Source organism: Paracoccus fontiphilus (assembly GCF_017356265.1).
In the GTDB taxonomy this organism is placed as follows: domain Bacteria; phylum Pseudomonadota; class Alphaproteobacteria; order Rhodobacterales; family Rhodobacteraceae; genus Paracoccus; species Paracoccus fontiphilus.
Genome location: NZ_JAFNAW010000001.1, coordinates 92,333 through 112,186, shown reverse-complemented (window position 1 = coordinate 112,186; position 19,854 = coordinate 92,333). Strand labels below are relative to the sequence as shown.

General features: G+C 67.4%; 17 protein-coding genes and 1 tRNA gene. 12 read left to right on the top strand and 6 right to left on the bottom strand.

Translation table 11 applies throughout. The features are described from left to right. The first annotated feature begins 25 nt into the window (after positions 1 to 25). Positions 26 to 373, top strand: coding sequence for a hypothetical protein (locus tag J0F76_RS00625; RefSeq protein ID WP_207464600.1), 348 nt, complete (start codon positions 26 to 28; stop codon positions 371 to 373). Between the two features lie 230 nt (positions 374 to 603). Further along, a complete protein-coding gene (locus tag J0F76_RS00620) occupies positions 604 to 1,422 on the top strand; it encodes an ABC transporter permease (protein ID WP_242689893.1) in 819 nt (272 codons plus the stop codon). Here the strand turns inward: J0F76_RS00620 and choV are convergent, their stop codons facing one another. The 3 genes from choV to choX are packed head-to-tail and all read right to left on the bottom strand — an operon-like array spanning position 1,423 to position 4,269. Beyond that, a complete protein-coding gene (gene choV / locus J0F76_RS00615; protein WP_207464782.1) occupies positions 1,423 to 2,430 on the bottom strand; it encodes a choline ABC transporter ATP-binding protein in 1,008 nt (335 codons plus the stop codon). It lies immediately after the preceding gene. A 5-nt stretch (positions 2,431 to 2,435) separates the two neighbouring features. Next, entirely contained in the window at positions 2,436 to 3,284 is an 849-nt protein-coding gene (choW, locus tag J0F76_RS00610) for a choline ABC transporter permease subunit (RefSeq protein WP_207464598.1), read from the bottom strand. A gap of 43 nt (positions 3,285 to 3,327) precedes the next feature. Next, entirely contained in the window at positions 3,328 to 4,269 is a 942-nt protein-coding gene (gene choX, locus J0F76_RS00605; RefSeq protein ID WP_207464585.1) for a choline ABC transporter substrate-binding protein, read from the bottom strand. Positions 4,270 to 4,352: 83 nt separating this feature from the next. On the opposite strand from choX, the gene betI reads away from it, so the two are divergent. Genes betI through betA form a run of 3 tightly spaced genes read left to right on the top strand, consistent with a single transcriptional unit; the run spans position 4,353 to position 7,988 of the window. Next, entirely contained in the window at positions 4,353 to 4,919 is a 567-nt protein-coding gene (gene betI, locus J0F76_RS00600; protein WP_207464576.1) for a choline-binding transcriptional repressor BetI, read from the top strand. Beyond that, complete coding sequence (gene betB / locus J0F76_RS00595; RefSeq protein ID WP_207464574.1) at positions 4,916 to 6,361, top strand: betaine-aldehyde dehydrogenase; 1,446 nt, start codon at positions 4,916 to 4,918, stop codon at positions 6,359 to 6,361. The genes betI and betB overlap by 4 nt, the downstream gene beginning before the upstream one ends. A 10-nt stretch (positions 6,362 to 6,371) precedes the next feature. Continuing rightward, positions 6,372 to 7,988, top strand: coding sequence for a choline dehydrogenase (gene betA / locus J0F76_RS00590; RefSeq protein WP_207464572.1), 1,617 nt, complete (start codon positions 6,372 to 6,374; stop codon positions 7,986 to 7,988). A 75-nt stretch (positions 7,989 to 8,063) separates the two neighbouring features. Here betA and J0F76_RS00585 read toward each other — a convergent pair whose 3' ends face one another. Next, a complete protein-coding gene (locus J0F76_RS00585) occupies positions 8,064 to 8,804 on the bottom strand; it encodes a DsbA family protein (RefSeq protein WP_207464563.1) in 741 nt (246 codons plus the stop codon). Between the two features lie 170 nt (positions 8,805 to 8,974). On the opposite strand from J0F76_RS00585, the gene J0F76_RS00580 reads away from it, so the two are divergent. The 3 genes from J0F76_RS00580 to J0F76_RS00570 all read left to right on the top strand — a co-directional run bounded on the left by J0F76_RS00580 (position 8,975) and on the right by J0F76_RS00570 (position 13,944). Then, a complete protein-coding gene (locus J0F76_RS00580) occupies positions 8,975 to 10,111 on the top strand; it encodes a pyridoxal phosphate-dependent aminotransferase (RefSeq protein ID WP_207464560.1) in 1,137 nt (378 codons plus the stop codon). After that, positions 10,108 to 11,304, top strand: a complete 1,197-nt coding sequence (locus J0F76_RS00575) for an N-acetylmuramoyl-L-alanine amidase (RefSeq protein ID WP_207464553.1) — start codon at positions 10,108 to 10,110, stop codon at positions 11,302 to 11,304. The genes J0F76_RS00580 and J0F76_RS00575 overlap by 4 nt, the downstream gene beginning before the upstream one ends. Before the next feature lie 90 nt (positions 11,305 to 11,394). Continuing rightward, positions 11,395 to 13,944 (top strand): penicillin-binding protein 1A, encoded by a 2,550-nt coding sequence (locus J0F76_RS00570; RefSeq protein WP_207464544.1) that lies wholly within the window; start codon positions 11,395 to 11,397, stop codon positions 13,942 to 13,944. On the opposite strand, the gene J0F76_RS00565 is transcribed toward J0F76_RS00570, so the two are convergent. Both J0F76_RS00565 and J0F76_RS00560 read right to left on the bottom strand, forming a co-directional pair. Further along, positions 13,938 to 16,184: a patatin-like phospholipase family protein gene (locus tag J0F76_RS00565; protein ID WP_207464542.1), complete on the bottom strand. Its 2,247-nt coding sequence runs from the start codon at positions 16,182 to 16,184 to the stop codon at positions 13,938 to 13,940. The genes J0F76_RS00570 and J0F76_RS00565 overlap by 7 nt on opposite strands. A gap of 64 nt (positions 16,185 to 16,248) precedes the next feature. Next, entirely contained in the window at positions 16,249 to 16,764 is a 516-nt protein-coding gene (locus J0F76_RS00560) for an MgtC/SapB family protein (RefSeq protein ID WP_207464540.1), read from the bottom strand. A gap of 139 nt (positions 16,765 to 16,903) precedes the next feature. Between J0F76_RS00560 and prfB the strand changes: the two genes are divergently transcribed. The 4 genes from prfB (at position 16,904) to J0F76_RS00540 (ending at position 19,846) form a co-directional block, all read left to right on the top strand. Next, positions 16,904 to 18,031 carry a peptide chain release factor 2 gene (gene prfB, locus J0F76_RS00555; RefSeq protein ID WP_207464537.1) on the top strand — a complete coding sequence of 376 codons (1,128 nt, stop codon included), beginning with the start codon at positions 16,904 to 16,906 and terminating at the stop codon, positions 18,029 to 18,031. 67 nt (positions 18,032 to 18,098) lie between these two features. Continuing rightward, entirely contained in the window at positions 18,099 to 19,166 is a 1,068-nt protein-coding gene (locus tag J0F76_RS00550; RefSeq protein ID WP_207464780.1) for a patatin-like phospholipase family protein, read from the top strand. After that, positions 19,166 to 19,780 carry a histidine phosphatase family protein gene (locus J0F76_RS00545; protein ID WP_207464535.1) on the top strand — a complete coding sequence of 205 codons (615 nt, stop codon included), beginning with the start codon at positions 19,166 to 19,168 and terminating at the stop codon, positions 19,778 to 19,780. The genes J0F76_RS00550 and J0F76_RS00545 overlap by 1 nt, the downstream gene beginning before the upstream one ends. Continuing rightward, positions 19,771 to 19,846 (top strand) — tRNA-Val (locus J0F76_RS00540). The genes J0F76_RS00545 and J0F76_RS00540 overlap by 10 nt, the downstream gene beginning before the upstream one ends. The last annotated feature ends 8 nt before the right edge of the window (positions 19,847 to 19,854 follow it).

The following is a 19,854-nucleotide window of genomic DNA, read 5'->3' as shown; positions in this document are numbered from 1 at the left end:
GGTCGGATCGACAAGCTGGTGGCGGTTGCGGAATTCCGTCATTGCCTGCCGCGCCGCGCCGCGCCGCGCGCAGCCGCTCCAGCGCCTCGTTCAGGTCGTGGCGGGCATAGCGCCGCGCATCCTCGCGCGAGACGTCGTTCAGCTCGTTCACAAGGATCGTGCTTTCATCGTAGATCGCCTGCGCGTCCTTGGGGTCAAAGGCCACCACGCGCAGGTCGATCATGCCCTCGTCGTAATAGACGCGGACCTTGCGTTCCCATTCCGACAGCAGATCCTCCAGCGAGGCGTTGCCGGTATAGGCGAAGACGGGGTCGTTCTCGGGCTTCGACCAGATGGCGCGCAGGTCCAGCTTGTCATCGATCCGCTGCACTAGGTCGTGGCTCTGGATGAACTTGTAGAGGATGTCGGTGTCTGGGGCGGGTCGGATCAGGGGAAGTCGGCGTTAACCGACTTGTCGTTCGGGGCAGTCATGCGCGGGGCCACTCGCCTGCTGTTGATCTGTTGTCGCCTGTTTGTCATGCATAAACTCACCACACAGTTCCAGCGTCCTGACGGGACCGTGAACAGCCAGCCAGGTCAATCCTGTCCAAAGTCACCTTCCCCTTGCCCGCAGCGAACCAGGCCAAGCCCGACGCCCTGCGCGAGTCGCACCGGCACCGGTCCTTTTCCAGCTTCCGCGCCATCGGTGCCCTTGTGCTGCGAGAGATGTCCACGACGAACGGCAAGGCGTCGCGCGGCTATCTCTGGGCCGTGGCCGAGCCCGTCGCCGGCATCGTCCTTCTGAGCCTGATCTTTTCGCTTGTCTTCGCAGCGCCGCCGATCGGGACCAATTTCCCCATCTTCTATGCCACGGGAATCGTGCCCTTCCTGTTCTACATGGCGATTTCCACCAAGGTCGCGCAGTCGGTCGCCTATTCCAAGGCCTTGCTTGCCTATCCGGTCGTGACCTTCATGGATGCCTTGCTGGCCCGGATGATCATGAACGGCATCACCCAGATGCTGGTGGCCTACATCGTCTTCTTCGCCGTCCTGTTCTTCCAGGACACCCGGACCGATCCCCAGGCCGGGGGCATCGCCTTGTCCCTGTTCATGGCCTTCGCGTTCGGGACCTCCGTGGGCGTCATGAACTGCTTCCTCAGCGAGGCCTTCTCCTGGTGGCAGCAGGTCTGGGCGATCCTGAACAGGCCCTTGTTCCTGATTTCCTGCATCTTCTTCATCTATGACGACCTTCCGACACCGTTCGGGGACTATCTGTGGTACAACCCCCTGGTCCATGTCATCGGGCAGATGCGCAAGTCCTTCTATCCGTCCTACGCGGGGGATTACGTCAGCCCCGCCTATGTGCTTGGCGTGTCGCTGCTTGTCTATGCGCTGGGTCTGGCCCTGCTGATCCGCTATCACCGCGACCTGCAGAACAGTTGATCACCCGCGCGGGTCGATCAGCTTGGCCAGCACCGCGTCGCGGGTGATGCAGCCGCCGCCCTCGACGGGCAGGGCGGTCCTGTCGGCCAGAAGGCCCATCACCTGGCGGACGGGCATGTCGCGCGGGATGGGATCGCCCGGCGCCTCGCCCGGGTGCACCACGTCGCGGGCGGTCAGCACGCCCAGCGGGTTCATGTGCGCCACGAAGTCGGCGACATAGTCGCTGGCGGGGTTCGCGATGATCTCTCGGGCGGTGCCGATCTGGACGATGCGGCCGCCCTCCATCAGGGCGATGCGGTTGCCCAGCTTGAAGGCTTCGTCCAGGTCGTGGCTGACAAAGATGATCGTGCGGCGGGTCTTGGCCTGCAGCTCCAGCAATTCGTCCTGCAGCCGCGTGCGAATCAGCGGGTCGAGCGCGCTGAACGGTTCGTCCATCAGCAGGATCGGCGCCTCGGTCGCGAAGGCGCGGGCCAGGCCCACGCGCTGCTGCATCCCGCCCGACAGGTCGCCCACCTTGCGTTCGGCCCAGTCGGTCAGGCCCACGGTCTCAAGCTGATGGTCGACGCGCGCCTTGCGATCGGCTGCGGGGATTCCCGCCAGTTCCAGCCCCAGGCCCACATTCTCGCGCACGGTGCGCCAGGGCAGCAGGCCGAACTGCTGGAAGACCATGGCCACATGGCGCAGGCGGATGTCGCGCAGTTCCCGCTTGCCGGCCCCGCTGACCGAGATCATGCGGCTGCCGTCCCAGACGCGGACCTCGCCCCGGCAGACGTGGTTCAGCGCGTTGACCGCGCGCAGCAGCGTGGACTTGCCCGATCCCGACAGGCCCATCAGGACCAGGATCTCGCCTTGTCGGACGTTCAGGGAACAGTCGTGGACCCCCAGCACCTGACCCGTGGCGGCGCGGATCTCTCCGCGCTCCTTGCCCTGGTCCATCAGGGGCAGGGCGGTTTCGGGATGGTCGCCGAAGACGATGCTGACCCGGTCGAATTCGACGGCATTGTGCATGGTGTTCACCGGCGACCCTCCATCCGCAGCATCCGGTCCAGCAGGATCGCGACGACGACGATCACGAAGCCCGATTCGAAACCCAGCGAGGTGTTGACGCTGTTCAAGGCCCGCACCACCGGCACACCCAGCCCCGAGGCGCCCACAAGCGCGGCGATGACGACCATCGACAAGGACAGCATGATGGTCTGGTTCAGCCCGGCCATGATCTGCGGCAATGCGCTTGGCAGCTCGACCTTCCACAGCAGTTGGCGCGGGGTGGCGCCGAAGGCGGTCGCGGCCTCGACCAGGGCGGGGGGCGTCGATGCGATGCCTAGCTGAGTCAGCCGGATGGGCGCGGGCAGCACGAAGATCACCGTCGCCAGAAGACCCGGCACCATGCCGATGCCGAAGAACACGATGGCCGGAATCAGATAGACGAAGGTCGGCAGCGTCTGCATCAGATCCAGCACCGGCCGCATCCAGGCGTAAAGCCGCGGCCTGTGCGCGGCGGCGATGCCCACCGGCACCCCGATCGCCATGCAGACCAGGCAGGCAGCCAGAACCAGGGTCAGGGATTGCAGCATCTCCTCCCAGTAGCCCTGGTTCAGCACGAACAGCAGGCCCGCCGCCACCAGCAGGCAGGTCTTCCAACTGCGCTGCAAGGCCCAGGTCAGCGCCACCGCCAGCAGGATGAACAGCAGCGGATGCGGGGCCTCCAGACCGGCAAGGATGCGGGCAATCAGCCAATCCAGCGCGCCCGAGATCGTGTTGAACAAGCCTGCCGCATTGGCGTTCAGCCAGTCGAAGATCCCCTTGGCCGTCCGCCCGACGGGTATCTTGTTGTCGGTCACAAGCGCCGTCAGCTGCTCCATGCGGTCTCCTTGGATCTTGGTGTCGTGAAGCGCGGTCCGGCGGTCAGCCGGACAGCGCCTCGGTCAGGGCGGCTGCCGCGTCGTTGCCGTCAACTGTCGTGACGCCGTCCAGCCAGGGCATCGCCGCATCGGGATTGGCGCTCAGCCAGTCCTTGGCGGCCTCCATCGGCTCCTGGCCGTCGTTCAGGATCTTGCCCATCACCTCGTTCTCCATGGGGAGGGTGAATTCCAGGTTCTGCAGGAACTTGCCCAGGTTCGGGCATTCGGCGACGAAGCCGTGGCGGGTGTTCGTGCGGACCTCGGCGCCGCCCAGGTCGGGGCCGAAGACCTCGTCCCCGCCGGTCAGGTAGGTCATGTCGAACTGGGCGTTCATCGGATGGGGCTCCCATCCCAGGAACACGACCGGCTGGCCTGCCGCGTCGGCGCGGGCGACCTGCGCCAGCATCCCCTGTTCGCTGGATTCGACCACCTCGAAGGTGCCAAGGCCGAACTTGTCCTCGGCCACCATCTCCAGCAGCAGGCGGTTGCCGTCGTTGCCCGGCTCGATCCCGTAGATCTGGCCCGACAGCGCGTCCTTGTGTTCCGCGATCTTGTCGAAATCGGTGATGCCCAGATCGGCGCCCGCCTTGTTGGTGGCCAGCGTGTATTTCGCGCCCGTCAGGTTGGTGCGCACCGTGTCCACCGTGCCCGCGTCGCGATAGGGGGCGATGTCGGCCTCCATCGTGGGCATCCAGTTGCCCAGGAAGACATCCACATCGTCGGTGGACAGCGCCGTATAGGTCACGGGCACGGACAAAAGCTTTATTTCCGTCTCGTATCCCAAGGCCTGCAGGACCGTCGTGGCAAGCGCCGTGGTCGCGGTGATGTCGGTCCAGCCCACGTCGGAAAAGACCACCTGGCGGCATTCGTCGGGTTCTGCCGCGACGGCGGGTCCGGCAAGCACGGCGCCGACCGCAAGGGCGTTGATCAGACGGATGGGGGTCATGGATGCTCCCTGTTCTTGATTGGTTGATCAATTAACGATACACGGGCTTCGAATAGCAACACATTCTTTCAACAGGTGCCACCTTGCCCAAGATTGGGGCCGAGCCTATCCGAAAAGCCGCGCTAATCAACGCCACGATCTTCGAGGTCGGGCGGACGGGGTCGCTGGACGTCACCGTGGCGCAGATCGCCAGGCGGGCCGGGATGTCGCCGGCGTTGGCGCATCACTATTTCGGATCGAAGGAAAAAATCTTTTTATCGGCAATGCGTTACATCCTGCGGACCTATGGCAGGTCGGTCGCGGAACGGCTGCCGGGGCATGGCAGGCGCGGGCGTCTGGACGCCATCGTGCGGGCCAGTTTCGCGCCGCAGAATTTCCAGCGCGAGACCGTCAGCGCCTGGATCAACTTTTACGCATTGGCGCTGATCAACCCCGAGGCCGGTCGTCTTCTGCGCGTTTATCACCGCCGGCTGCGGTCGAATCTGGTGCTGGCGCTGCGGCCCCTGGCCGCCGATCCGGTCCGCGTGGCCGAGACGGTCGGGGCGCTGATCGACGGGGTTTACCTGCGCGCGGTGCTGACCCCCGGCGGGATAGATGCCGTGACGGCCGAGAAACTGATCTTCGATTACCTGGACGAGGTCCTGCAATGACCCGCGACGCCCAACCTGCCGCCAGCCTGTTCATCGACGGTCAGTTCGTCGAGGGCGAAGGCGCGGTGCTGCCCGTTCTTTACCCCTACACGGGCGAGCAGATCGCCTCGCTGCGCGAGGCATCGGCCGGACAGGTCGCGCTGGCCTGCCAGGCGGCCGCCCGCGCGCAGCCCGAATGGGCGGCGATGGCGCCTGCGGACCGGGGCCGCGTGCTGTCCCGCGCCGCCGCGATCATCCGCGACCGGAACGAGGCGTTGTCGCGGCTGGAAACGCTGGACACCGGCAAGCCGATCCAGGAAACGCTGGTGGCCGACTGGGCCTCGGGTGCCGCCGCGCTGGAATATTTCGGCGGATTGGCCGCGACCGTGACCGGCCAGATGATCCCCCTGGGCCGCGACTGGGCCTATACCCGGCGCGAGGCGCTTGGCGTCTGCGCGGGCATCGGCGCCTGGAACTATCCCAGCCAGATCGCCTGCTGGAAGGCCGCCCCCGCGCTGGCCATGGGCAACGCCATGGTCTTCAAGCCCTCCGAGGAAACGCCGCTGGGTGCGCTGAAGCTGGCGGAGATCCTGCTTGAGGCGGGTGCGCCCCCCGGCATCTTCAATGTCGTGCAGGGGCGCGGCCATGTCGGCGCGGCGCTTGTCACCGACCCGCATGTCGCCAAGGTCTCGCTGACCGGATCGGTGCCCACGGGCCGCCGCGTCTATGCCGCCGCCGCCGAGGGGATGCGCCACGTCACCATGGAACTTGGCGGCAAGTCGCCCTTGATCGTCTTCGACGACGCCAGCCTTGAGGATGCGGTCGGCGCGGCGATCCTGGCGAACTTCTACTCCTCGGGGCAGATCTGTTCCAACGGCACGCGGGTGTTCCTGCAGCAGGGCATCGCCGCGCGCTTCCTGGACCGGCTGGCCGAACGGCTGGCCGCGATCCGCACCGGCGACCCGCTGGACCCGGAGACGCAGTTCGGCCCGATCATCAACGGGACGCAAGCCGCCAAGATTCGCGCCGCCATCGTCGCCGGGCAGCAGGCAGGCGCGCGGCTGGTCTGCGGCGGCGCGGGAGAGGGGGCCTTCATCCCGCCGACCGTCTTCGCCGACGCTTCCGACGCCATGGCGATCACCCGCGACGAGATCTTCGGCCCGGTGATGACCACCCTGACCTTCGCCGACGAAGCCGAGGCCGTGGCCCGCGCCAATGCGACCGGCTTCGGCCTTGCCGCCGGGGTCTTTACCCGGGACCTGACCCGCGCGCATCGCGTGGTTGCGGCGCTGGAGGCCGGCACCTGCTGGATCAACGCCTACAACCTGACGCCGGTGGAAATGCCCTTCGGCGGCGTCAAGATGTCGGGCCTGGGGCGCGAGAACGGCACCGCCGCCATCGAGCATTATTCGCAACTCAAGACCGTCTATGTCGGCATGGGCGCCGTCGAGGCGCCATATTAGGGGACCAGCCATGACCGCTGATTACGTCATCGTCGGCGCCGGGTCCGCTGGCTGCGCGCTGGCCTATCGCCTGACCGAGGCGGGGCACAGCGTCACCCTGATAGAATACGGCGGCACCGACATCGGGATCTTCATCCAGATGCCCGGCGCGCTGTCATACCCGATGAACATGCCGCGATACGACTGGGGCTTTTCCAGCCAGCCCGAACCGCATCTGGGCGGGCGCAGGCTGGCTACGCCGCGCGGCAAGGTGCTGGGGGGGTCGTCGTCGATCAACGGCATGGTCTTCGTGCGCGGCCACCGCAAGGATTTCGACCACTGGCGCGACAGCGGCGCGGCAGGCTGGGGCTACGCGGACGTGCTGCCCTATTTCAAGCGGATGGAAACCTGGCACGGCGGCGCGTCGGAATGGCGCGGCACCGACGGCCCGCTGCACGTGACGCGGGGCCGCCGCCGCAACCCGCTGTTCGACACCTTCATCCAGGCAGGACAGCAGGCGGGCTGGCCCTATACGCCCGACTACAACGGCGAACGGCAGGAAGGCTTCGGCCCGATGGAGGCCACGATCTGGAAAGGTCGCCGCTGGTCCGCCGCCAATGCCTATCTGCGCCCGGCGATGAAGGCGGGACGGCTGCGGGTCGTCCGCGCCCTGGCCCGCCGCATCCTGTTTCAAGGAAAGCGTGCCTACGGGGTTGAGGTCGAAGGCAAGCGCGGGATCGAGGAGATCCGGGCCGGACGAGAGGTCATCGTCTCGGCCAGTTCGATCAACACGCCCAAGCTGCTGATGCTGTCGGGCGTCGGACCCGCCGACCACCTGCGGAGCCACGGCATCACGCCCCTGGCCGACCGTCCAGGCGTGGGCGCGAACCTTCAGGACCACCTTGAAATATACATGCAGTACAAGGCGCTGAAGCCGATCACGCTTTACACCTACTACAACCTCCTGGGCAAAAGCCGGGTGGGCGTCGAATGGCTGCTGCAAAAGACCGGCCTTGGCGCGTCGAACCAGTTCGAAAGCTGCGGCTTCATCCGGTCATCGGACGCGGTGGACTATCCCGACATCCAGTATCACTTCCTGCCGCTGGCCGTGCGCTATGACGGCAAGGCGGCGGCGCAGGGTCACGGCTTCCAGGCCCATGTCGGGCCCATGCGGTCCAAGTCGCGCGGCACGGTGCGGCTGGCCTCGGCCGATCCGGCAGCCGCGCCCGAGATCCGCTTCAACTACATGGCCCACCCCGACGACTGGGCCGAATTCCGCGCCTGCGTCCGCCTGACCCGCCGGATCTTCGACCAGCCGGCCTTCGAACCCTACCGAGGGGACGAAATCCAGCCCGGCGCGCAAATCCGGACCGACGACCAGATCGACGCCTTTATCCGCGACCATGCCGAATCGGCCTATCACCCCTGCGGCACCGCCCGCATGGGTGCCGCGACCGATCCCATAGCCGTGGTCGATCCCGACCTGCGGGTGATCGGGGTGGAAGGCCTGCGCGTGGCCGACAGCTCGATCTTCCCGCGCATCACCAACGGCAACCTGAACGGCCCGTCGATCATGGTTGGCGAAAAGGCCGCCGACCACATCCTCGGCCGCGCCGCCCGTGCCGACGAACGCCTGGCTGCCGAATAGCCGCTTCTTCGTTGTCCAAATACCCCCGCCGGAGGCACCCGCCAGCGCCACGGGCGCCGGCGGGCCGGGGTCGGATCAGCCCTTGCCCTCCCGGGCTGCGGCGACGCTCGGCTCCAGCCCTTCGGCGGGCATCCCGCGCAGCAGGGTGTCGCCGATCACGAAGGTGGGCGTGCCCATGATCGCCATGCGCTCGGCCAGTTGCCGGTTGTCGCGCAGCACCGCCGTCACGGATTCGGCGTTCATCGTGTTCATGACCTCGTCCGGCTCCAGGCCGATGTCCGAGGCGATCTCGCGCAACGCCTCGGGCGAGGGGGCGCCGCGCAGCGCCATCAGCGCCTCATGGGCCTGAACATAGGCCTCGTCCCCGCCGACCTGCTTGACCGCCACCGCGAACCGGGCCGAGGTCTCGCTCTCCGGCCCAAGGATCGGGAATTCCTTCAGGATCAGCCGGATATTGCCGTCGTCCTTGACGATGTCATGGACCTGATCGTTGAACTTGCGGCAATAGCCGCAGCGATAGTCGATGAACTCGACCATCGTGACATCCCCCTCGGGATTGCCGCCGATCCAGCTGTGCCCGTCGTTGAAGATCGCGTCGTGGTTCGACGCGACCAGGGTCACGTCGTTCTGGGCCTCGGTCGCGACGCGGCGTTCCTCCAGCACGTTGATGGATTCGACCAGGACCTCGGGGTTGGCCATCAGGTATTCGCGTACGGCCTGGCCGAAGGCGGCCTTCTCATCCTCGGACATGGCGCCGATGTCGAAGGCCATGGCGGGGGTCGCGGTCAGAAGCAGCGCGGCGATCAGGCGTTTCATCGAAGTCCTCGTTGTCGGGTCGCCCCAAGCTTGCCGCGCGCGGCCGGGCTTGGCAAGGAACCGGCTGACAAAGCTGCGTGACCGGCAGGGCCCAGGGGGCTTTTCGTGCAGGCCGCGCCCGCGTAAGACAGGAAAAAAATACAAAAGGCCCCCAGGGCACGAGGAGAGCAATGAGGAAATCCGCCCGCGGACAGGTCGATCCCTTCATCGTCATGGACGTGATGGAGGCAGCAAGCCGCGCCGAAGCCCAGGGCCGCCACATCATCCACATGGAGGTCGGCCAGCCTTCCACCCCCGCCCCCGAGGGCGCGCGCCGCGCGCTGGCGGCGGCACTGGAACATCCGCTGGGCTATACCGTGGCGCTTGGCCTGCCCGCGCTGCGGCAGGGGATCGCGGACCTTTACGGGCGCTGGTACGGTGTCGATCTGGACCCGGCCCGCGTGGTCGTGACGCCCGGCAGCAGCGGGGCCTTCATCCTGGCCTTTTCGGCCCTGTTCGACGCGGGCGACCGGGTGGCGATGGGCTATCCCGGCTATCCCAGCTATCGCCAGATCCTGCGGGCCATGTCGCTGGAGCCGGTGGGCATCCCGACCCGGCCCGAGGACCGCTATCAGCCGCGCCCGGCCGACCTGCCGGATGGCTGCGCGGGGCTGATCCTCGCCTCTCCCGGCAATCCCTCGGGGACGGTGCTGCGGACGGACGAGCTTCGCGCACTGTCCGATGCGGCGAAGGCCAGGGGCATGGCGCTGATCTCGGACGAGATCTACCATGGCCTGTCCTATGGCGACCGATGCCATTCCGCGCTGGAGGTGACGGACGAGGTGTTCGTCATCAACAGCTTCAGCAAGTATTTCTCGATGACGGGCTGGCGGGTCGGCTGGATGGTCGTGCCGCCGGACCACGTCCGCACGGTCGAACGGCTGGCGCAGAACATGTTCATCTGCCCGCCCCATGCCAGCCAGGTCGCGGCACTGGCCGCGCTGGACTGCACCGGGGAAGCCGACGCCAACCTGGCCGTCTATGCCGAGAACCGCCGGCTGATGCTGGAAGGGCTGCCCCGGGCGGGTTTCGACCGCATCGCCCCGCCGGAAGGGGCGTTCTACATCTATGCCGACGTGTCGCACCTGACCGGGGACTCCGTCAGCCTTGCGGCGGAAATCCTTGAAAAGGCGGGCGTGGCCGTCACGCCGGGGCTGGACTTCGACCCTGAACGCGGACGGCAGACCCTGCGCTTTTCCTATGCACGGGCGACGGCCGACATCGCCGAAGGCTTGCGCCGGCTGCAGGATTTCATGGCCGCGCGATGAGATGGCTTGCGCTGATCCTGTCCCTGCTGCTGGCGCTGCCCGCATGGGCGGACCCGGCGCGGCTGGATCTGGGCGGATCGGCTCTGGTCGCGACGGGGCGGGGATGGGGCGGCCCCAGGCCGCTGGAACTGCGCCTGTCGCTGACGAAGGCGGTGCCATACCGCGCCTATCTGGTGGGCGATCCGGCGCGGCTGGTCATCGACCTGCAGGACGCCGACCTGGGCATGGCCCGGCCCCAGGATCTGTTCGGCGCCAACTTGGCTTCCGCGATCCGGTGGGGTCCTTGGCGCGACGGGTGGTCGCGGATCGTCGTTGAACTGCCCGGTCCCTATCGCATCGACACGGCGGGCCAGCAGGCACGGGCGGCCTTGTCCCAGATCACCGTCGCGCTTGCCCCGGTGGCCGAGGAGGACTTTGCGCCCCGCCCTTCGGCCGTTGCCGCCTTGCGCGACGTGCCGGAACCGGCGGACCTGCCCGACCCCGGGCCTGACGACCGCTTCACCGTCATGCTGGACCCCGGCCATGGCGGCTTCGACCCCGGCGCCCTGGCCGAGGGCGAAAGCGAGGCAAACCTGGTGCTGGTCTTTTCGCTGGAACTGCGCGCGGCCCTGCAGGCGCGGGGCGTGGACGTCCAGATGACCCGGCAGGACGACAGCTTTGTCGCGCTTGAACAGCGCATGACCGCAGCGCGGAAGGCGCGGGCCGACCTGTTCATCTCGCTTCATGCCGATGCGCTGCCGCAGGGGCAGGCGGCGGGGGCGACCGTCTATGTCTGGAACCCGGCCGCCGACAGCCGCGCCGACGAACAGCTTGTGACCCGCCACGGGCGCGACGACCTTCTGGCGGGCATCGACCTGACCGGCCATGACGACGCGCTGACGGGGGTCCTGATGGACTTCGCGCGCACGGACACGCAGCCCCGGTCGCGCAGCTTTGCAAGCTGGCTCGTCTCGCGCATGTCGTTGATGGGGATCGGAATGCACGGGCGGCCGGTGCAGGGGGCCACCTATTCGGTCCTGAAGTCGCCCGACATCCCCTCGGTCCTGCTGGAGCTTGGCTTCATCTCGGACCATGACGACCGGGCGAACCTGCTGAACCCCGAATGGCGCGGGCGCATGGTGCAGGTCGTGGCCGAGGCCATCACCGGCTGGGCGCGGGACGAGGCCGCGCGGGCCGCGATGCTGCGCCGGTAGGGGACACGGGCGCGTGATCGGCCAGTGTTGTTTTGACCGGAACGGCAGGCAAGGCTATAGACGGGCCAAGTCCACGAAAGGCCCATGTCCTTGCTGCGCCCCATCCTGTCCTTTTTCGGTGCCATCTTCTCGTGGTTCGTCACCGCGAGCTTTTTCATCGCGCTGACGCTGGGCGCGATCTTCTGGATCTATTCGCGCGACCTGCCCAGCCACGAAACGCTGGCCCAGTACACGCCCAAGACCATCAGCCGGATCTATTCGGGCGAGGGGATGCTGATCGACGAGTTCGCGGAAGAACGCCGCCTGTTCGTCCCGATCGAGGAGATCCCCGACCTGGTCAAGCACGCCTTCATCAGCGCCGAGGACAAGAACTTCTACAACCACCCCGGCTATGACGTGCGCGGCATTATCGGCGCGGCCTATCAAGCGGTGGCATCGCGCGGATCGTCGGTGCGGGGCGCGTCCACGATCACGCAGCAGGTGATGAAGAACTTCCTGCTGTCATCCGACCGCAGCGTGGAACGCAAGGTCAAGGAACTGATCCTGGCCTCGCGGCTGGAGCGCACGCTGTCCAAGGACCAGATCTTGGAACTGTACCTGAACGAGATCTTCCTGGGCCAGAACAGCTTCGGCGTCGCCGCAGCCGCCCAGACCTATTTCAACAGGTCGTTGGCCGAGCTTGCCCCGCACGAGGCCGCGATGCTGGCCGCCATGCCGCAGGCCCCTGGCCGCTACCATCCCGTGCGCGCCAAGGGCCGCGTGACGGAACGGCGCAACTATGTCCTGCGCGAGATGTGGCAGAACGGCTATATCGACGAGCCGACCTACGAGGCCGAGGCCACGCTGCCGCTGAAATCGGTGCAGAACGGCGATTATCCCGCGTTCCAGCAGCAACTGCCGCCGCGCGATTACTTCACCGACGAAATCCGCCGCCAGTTGTCAGCCCAGTTCGGCAATGAGGAATTCTTCGGCGGCGGGCTGACCATCCGCGCGACCGTCTCGCCCGATCTGCAGGCGGCGGCGGCCGACGCGCTGCGCGAGGCGCTGGAGGATTACGACCGCGGCACCGGCGTCTGGCGCGGCACGCGCGAAACGATTCCGGCCGACCAGTTGGGGAACGAGGCCGCATGGCGCGGCGCCCTGTGGCAGGCGCAGGTTCCGCGCGACATTCCCGGCTGGCACCCCGCCGTCGTGCTGGAGGTGGGCGAGAGCGACGCCCGCATCGGCATCGAAGGGATCGAGGAAGACGCGGACGGCCACTGGATCCCGGCCAAGGACGTGCAATGGGCGCGCAAGCGCGGCCCCGACGGGCGGCTTGGCCCGCGCGCGCAGGTGGCGGGCGATCTGGTCGCGGTGGGCGACGTGGTGCTGGTCCGCGCCATGACGCAGGACGGCGACGGCAGCTTCATTCGCTGGACCCTGCGCCAAGTCCCCGAGGTGCAGGGCGGCTTCATGGCCATGGACGTGAACACGGGCCGCGTCATGGCGATGCAGGGCGGCTTTTCCTACCAGTCGTCGGTCTTCAACCGCGCGACGCAGGCGCAGCGCCAGCCGGGATCGTCCTTCAAGCCCTTCGTCTATGCCGCCGCGCTGGACAACAACTACACCCCCGCCACCATCGTCGTGGACGAGCCGATCAGCATCAACACGCCCTATGGGCTGTGGGAGCCCAAGAACTCCAGCGGCAAGCACTACGGGCCGACGCCCCTGCGCACCGGCATCGAGATGTCGCGGAACCTGATGACCATCCGCATCGCTCAGGACATCGGGATGGAGCGGGTGGCCGAATACGCCGAACGCTTCGGCGTCTATGACGACCTGAAGCCGTTCCTGGCGAACGCCCTGGGCGCGCAGGAAACCACGCTGTTCAAGATGGTCGCGGCCTATGCCATGTTCGCCAACGGAGGCGAGCGGGTGGAACCGACGCTGGTGGACCGCGTGCAGGACCGGCGCGGGCGCACCATCTATCGCCACGACCAGCGGGTCTGCGAGACCTGCGGCCAGCAGGCATTGCCGGCGGGTCAGGGTCCGGTGATCGACACCAACCGCGAACGGGTCATGGACGCGGTGACGGCCTATCAGCTGACCTCGATGCTGGAAGGCGCGGTGGAACGCGGGTCGGGCAGCGGGGTCGATCTGCCGGTGCCGATCGCGGGCAAGACCGGGACCACGAACGACGCCAAGGACGTGTGGTTCATCGGCTATTCGTCGAACATCGTCGCGGGCTGCTATCTGGGCTATGACCAGCCGCGCACGCTGGGCTCCAACGCCTATGGCGGGACGCTGTGCGTGCCGGTGTTCAACGCCTTCATGCGCAAGGCCGTGGCGGAATTCGGCGGCACTGAGTTCGCCGTCCCGCCGGGCGGCTATTGGGTCAAGATCGACCGCACGACCGGGCAGCGGCTGTCGGACGACGCTTCCGGCCCCAACGTCGTGGCCGAGTATTTCCGCGACGGCACCGACCCGGACTGGGGATCGCCGCTGATCGTGTCGGGCTTCGGCGACGGCAATGTCGTCCTGCCCTGGCAGGCGGGGGCCGGTTCGGGGGCGGGGACCGCCATCACCACCTCGACCGGGGAACGCAAGGTGATCCCCCGGCAGACCGACTTCGGGACCATGTCCTCGGGCGGGCTTTACTGACAGCGCGGCCCTTCGCCGTTCAGCGCCTGGGCGCGGTGGGAAAGCTTGCGTTGCCGATAGCCTTCCAGCAGCAGATCGTTCAGGTCCTTCTCGATCCCGCAGAAGGTGTTCTGGTTCAGGTACCAGCTGACGGTGTAGTTGTGCCCGTTCAGCGGCAGAAGGTACTGGACGATCGGCACCGCCTGGTCGCTGTTCAGCTGCCTGCGCGTCGTGTCCCAGTAATCCGCCGCCCGGTGGCGCGACATCTGCATCCGCGAATGCCAGGCGCCCAGGAAGGTGGTGACCGGGGCGCCCAGCGGGCCCTGCATCCGGTCGGGCGCGCATGGCCGGTAGGGCTCGTCCAACGGACCGGGAGGGGCGACGGTGGCGCAGGGCCTGTAGGGTTCCGCGTTCTTCAGCGTGGTCAGCATGATGACCCGGATGTTCCGCCAGGGCGCGTCGTCGGGCAGGCGGCGCAGAAGGTCATGGATCGTCTCGATCCCGGAATTGTCGAAATAGCCGCCATCGACGAACTGCCGGACGCCGCCGTCCACCAGGATGCGGGCGGGTGCCGTGACGCCGGGAAACCGGGCCGAGATGAACGCCCCTGTCGCTACCGTGATGTCCCCGCCGCCATCGGGTTCGATCCGCAGGGGCAGGTCGGGATAGAACGGCGACTGCGCCGTGGCGAAGGGCGACTGGATGATCCGGTTGCCGCTTTCCACCCGCGTGGCGTTCAGGAACAGCGCCGGCACCTGCGCCGGGGGCGTCCAGCTTGACGCGAGGCCTTGTGCCAGGCCGCTGCCCGAGGGTCCGGCATGGCGGACCAGTTCGCGTTCCAGTTGCGTCGCCCGCTCCAGCCGCCAGGTGGCGTCCAGCGACGACACGGGCAGCACCGTGTCCAGCAGATCCCAGGTGAACAGGCGTGCCAGCACCGGGCTGAGGTAGTCGCGCGCCAGCATCTCGCGCACCTTCTGCTGGTGGCAGTCGGGCGCCGCGTCCGGCACCGCGCAGATGCCCGAATGGCGGATGGCCCAGAACGCCGCCGCGCCGACTGAGCCGCCGGATACCCCGCTGATGGCAAAGACCGACCGGGCGAAATCCTCGCCCTCGGCATCGCTGCGTTTGGCCAGATACATGGCGGTGTAATAGGCCGCGAACAATCCGCCCCCTTCGGCCGCGATGAAATGGATCGGGGTGTTCGCCTGGTCCGGCGGGCGGGCGGCCTGCCAGGCGGTGAAGGAGGACCGGAATTCCTGCGGGGCAGGGGCGGCCACGCCCGCGATCAGGTTGCATCCGGCCAGCGACGGACAGACGCGGTGGTTCCGGAAGGCCCAGAAGCTGATCGCCGCCGCCGTCAGCAGCAGGACAAGCGCAAGCCCGCGTTCACCGCGCGATGCCTTGCCGGGATGGATGAAGCACGCAAGGCCATAGATCAGCATCGCCGCAAGAAAGACGGCGCTGCCCGTCCTGCCGGTGGCGGCGACGCCAAGCCCGACAACGGCAAGGATCAGGGGGATGCGGCCATAGCTGAACCGCGACGACATCCGCGTCAGGCCCGCCAGCGCCATCGCCGCCACCGCGACGAACAGCGCGGCCACGGTGATCGGGCCCAGCCATGCCGCGATGGGGGGATGGATGCCGATCACCAGCAGCAGGACCGCCGCCGCGACGCAGACCGCGACATGGTATCTTTCGCCCAGGGCCTCGACCCGGCGATACAGGCCCCAGAGCGGCGCAAGCAGCCGTCCCGTCCGGCCATCGCGCCACCGGCCCTGGCCGAAGACGTGCAGCCCGGTCAGGACGAAGAACAGAAGGACCGGCAGCACCACGAGGATGGCACCGCGTGCGAAGGTCGTGATGTCGTCCTGTCCCGCCAGGATATGCACCAGGGCGGCAATGGCGGCGATCAGCGGAAGCCGCCCGACCCAGGCGAGGATGATCGGCTCGACCAGCCTGCAATGCGGGCCGAAATGGCGGGGCGTATGAAGCGCGTGCCGGGCTGCCGAATGAAGGATCGCCGGCAGGAACAGGAACATGACCAACGTCGCCCCTGCGGCGACCATGCCCGCGGTATCGCGCCAGGTATTCTCGATCACGCTTGTCAGCGCCTCGTGCGAGGGATCGGGAACCGCCAGGGCCAGTGAAAACAGGACGGAACACAGCACCGGGCACCAGGCATGTTCCAGCGCATTGCCGATTTCCTCGCTGCAGGACGGATGCTTGGCGGATTCGCGCCGGATATGACCTGAAACACCCATTACCAAACGCCTTCGAAAATATAATGGGTGAATGATTGTTTATATTTTCGATTCGTTCAATAAATCACTCGGGCGTTTTTATATTATCTTTTGCTTGGCGTTTTCTATTTGCATGGGCCGGCGTGCTGATGAACCGGGCCATCCACAGGATGACGACCGCCAGCCCCGCGCCGATCACCGCCAGCAGCCCGTTCCCCGTGCCCGAGGCAAGGCCCACCGCCCCCGCCAGCCACATGGAGGCGCCCGTCGTCACCCCGCGCACGCTGCCGCCGCTGAAGATGATCGAGCCGGCGGCAAGAAAGGCCACGCCTGCGGTCACCGCCTCGATCAGGCGCAGGGGATCGATCCGGAGCGTGTCGTCCCCCTCCACGGGGAAATGCGTCAGCTCCATCGCGACAATCGTGAACATGGCCGCCGCCAGAGAGATCAGCATATGGGTGCGCAGGCCTGCCGCCCGGGCGCTGATTTCCCGCTCCCACCCGATGATGCCGCCAAGCACCACGGCAAGCGCAAGCCGCATCGCCACCACCGGCAAGGGCATGGATTGCAGCGGCTGAAACAGGTCCTGAAGATGTGTCATGACGGCAGTGTGACGATTCGGTGACGCTTGTGTCGCAACGCCCGGCGGGGCGGCGCAGTTGCACGGGACCCCGACCCTTGCCGCGCGGGGCGGCCCGCGTTATCACCCCTGACCTGACGCCAGCCTTAAGGATTCCGCCATGCGCGCCGAGACGCAGTCCACCATCGAGGCCATCAAACGCTCGCTGACCCTGCTGGGGCAGCGGATGGACTGGCAGACCGCCCCTCACCGGCTGGAGGAGATGAACGCCATGATCGAGGCGGGCGACCTGTGGTCCGATCCCGCCCGCGCGCAGAAGCTGATGCGCGAACGCCAGGCCCTGTCGGACGCGATCGAGACCTATCGCCGGATCGACGGCGACCTGTCCGCCAATGCCGAGATGGTCGAGCTGGCCGAGGCCGAGGGCGATCCCGAGCTGGTGGCCGAGGCCGAGGCGAACCTGAAGGCCCTGGCCGAGATGGCCGCGCAAAAGGAACTGGAGGCCCTGCTGAACGGCGAGGCCGACGGCAACGACACCTTCCTGGAAATCAACGCGGGGGCGGGCGGCACGGAAAGTTGCGACTGGGCGTCGATGCTGGCGCGCATGTATGTGCGCTGGGCCGAGAAGAAGGGCTACGAGGTCGAGCTTCTGTCCGAAACGTCGGGGGACGAGGCGGGCATCCGCAGCGCCGCCTACAAGATCAGCGGGCGCAACGCCTATGGCTGGCTGAAGTCGGAATCGGGCGTGCACCGCCTGGTCCGCATCAGCCCCTATGACAGCGCCGCGCGCCGCCATACCAGCTTTTCCAGCGTCTGGGTCTATCCGGTCGTGGACGACAACATCGAGATCGACATCCCCGACCGCGACATCCGCATCGACACCTACCGGTCGTCGGGCGCGGGCGGGCAGCACGTCAACACCACCGACTCGGCCGTGCGGATCACGCACCTTCCGACCGGCATCGTGGTGACGTCGTCGGAAAAGTCGCAGCACCAGAACCGCGCCAACGCCATGGCCGCGCTGAAGTCGCGCCTCTACCAGATGGAACTGGACCGCCGCAACGCCGAGATCAACGCCCAGCACGCCGCCAAGGGCGACGCGGGCTGGGGCAACCAGATCCGCTCCTACGTCCTGCACCCCTACCAGATGGTCAAGGACCTGCGCACCTCCGAGGAAACCAGCGACACGCAGGGCGTCCTGGACGGCGACTTGGACGCCTTCATGGCCGCCACGCTGGCCCTGGACGTCGCCGGCAAGAGCCGGGCCGAGGCGAACGCCGAGGACTGATCCGCCCGCAAGGATGGATTCAGCGCACCTTGCCGCTATGCTGCACCTGCAGAAAGCGGGAACGGTGATGGAAGAAAAGCGGATAAACCTGGCCTTGCAGGGCGGTGGGGCGCATGGCGCCTTTTCCTGGGGCGTGCTCGACCGTCTGCTGGACGAGGACTGGCTGACGATCTCGGCCATCAGCGGCACCTCGGCCGGCGCCCTGAACGGGGCGGCGCTGAAGGCCGGGCTGTCGCGCCACGGGGGACGGGCAGGGCGGCGCGCGGCGCGCGAGAACCTCGACCATCTCTGGGCGCAGGTCGGCCGGATCAGCGACAACCGCATCGTGCGCTGGATGCATTCGCTGATCCCCACGCCGCGCGGCATGGACCGGCTGACCGAGCTGTTCTCGCCCGCCGCATGGCTGGACAACCTGACGCGCGTCTTCAGCCCCTACGACTATGGCCCGTTCTACGTGAACCCGCTGGGTTCCGTTCTGCGCGAGCTGCCCTGGCCCGACTTCGGCAACGCGCGGGGCCCGCAACTGTTCGTCGCGGCCACGAACGTGCGGACCGGGCGCATCCGGGTCTTCACCAATGCGGCGGCGACGGTCGAGGCGGTGATGGCCTCGGCCTGCCTTCCGAACCTGTTTCGGGCGGTCGAAATCTGCGACCCGGACACCGGCAGGCTCGAGGCGTTCTGGGACGGGGGCTTTACCGGGAATCCGGCGATGTTTCCCCTTTATGCGCCGCACCTGCCGCGCGACATCGTCATCGTCAACATCAATCCCCTGATGCGAGAGGGTCTTCCCAAGACCCCGGTGGAAATCGCCGACCGCATGAACGAGGTCAGCTTCAACGCCTCGCTGATGAGCGACCTGCGCGCGATCAACTTCGTCAAGCGCCTGTATGCCGAGGATCGGCTGCACAACCGCCCCATGAAGAACCCGCTGATCCACATGATCCTGGACGACACGCTGATGAACGACCTGAACGCCCGGTCGAAGCTGACCCCAGGACCCGGCCTGCTGGCGCGGATGAAGCTGGCGGGGCAGGCCGCCGCCGACGCGTTCCTGCGCGACCATGCCGATGCGCTGAACCGCCGCGACACGGTCGATCTGCCCGCGCTGTTCACGGGTTCGGGCATCATCGGCTGATGGACCTGCCCGACCTGTATCTGATCCGGCACGGACAGACCCGCTGGAACGCCGAAGGGCGCCTGCAGGGACGGCTGGATTCGCCCCTGACCCAGCTTGGCCGGGCGCAGGCGACAGCCCTGCGGCCGCTGGTCGACGGGGTGCGGGCGGCGCGCCTGTGCAGCCCCCTGGGCCGCGCGGTCGAGACGGCGCAGATCCTGTTCGGCCGGGACTTCGACACCGACCCGCGCCTGGCCGAGATCGACGTCGGCGCCTTCACGGGGCGCCTGCTGGCCGAGTTGCGCCGCGATATCCCGGAGGCCTTCGCCGGCCGTCCGCACGAATGGTATGACCGCGCTCCGTCGGGCGAAGGGCTGTCCGGCCTGCAGGCCCGGCTGTCGGCGGTTCTGGCCGACCTGCCCGGCCCTGCGATCATCGTGACCCACGGCATGGCGCTGGCGATGCTTTGCGCCCTGGCGACCGGCAAGCCGCTGGCCGATGTCCACCCGGCCTGCCAAACGCAGGGAGCCCTGCACGTCATCCGGGCCGGACACCACGACATTCTTCCGGCCGTCGAAGTTGCCACTGGCCAAGGGCGGCGGGGGACGCTAGAAGGCAGCCCGGCGGGCGGTTAGCTCAGTTGGTAGAGCGCTTCGTTTACACCGAAGATGTCGGGGGTTCGAGTCCCTCACCGCCCACCATATTTCAA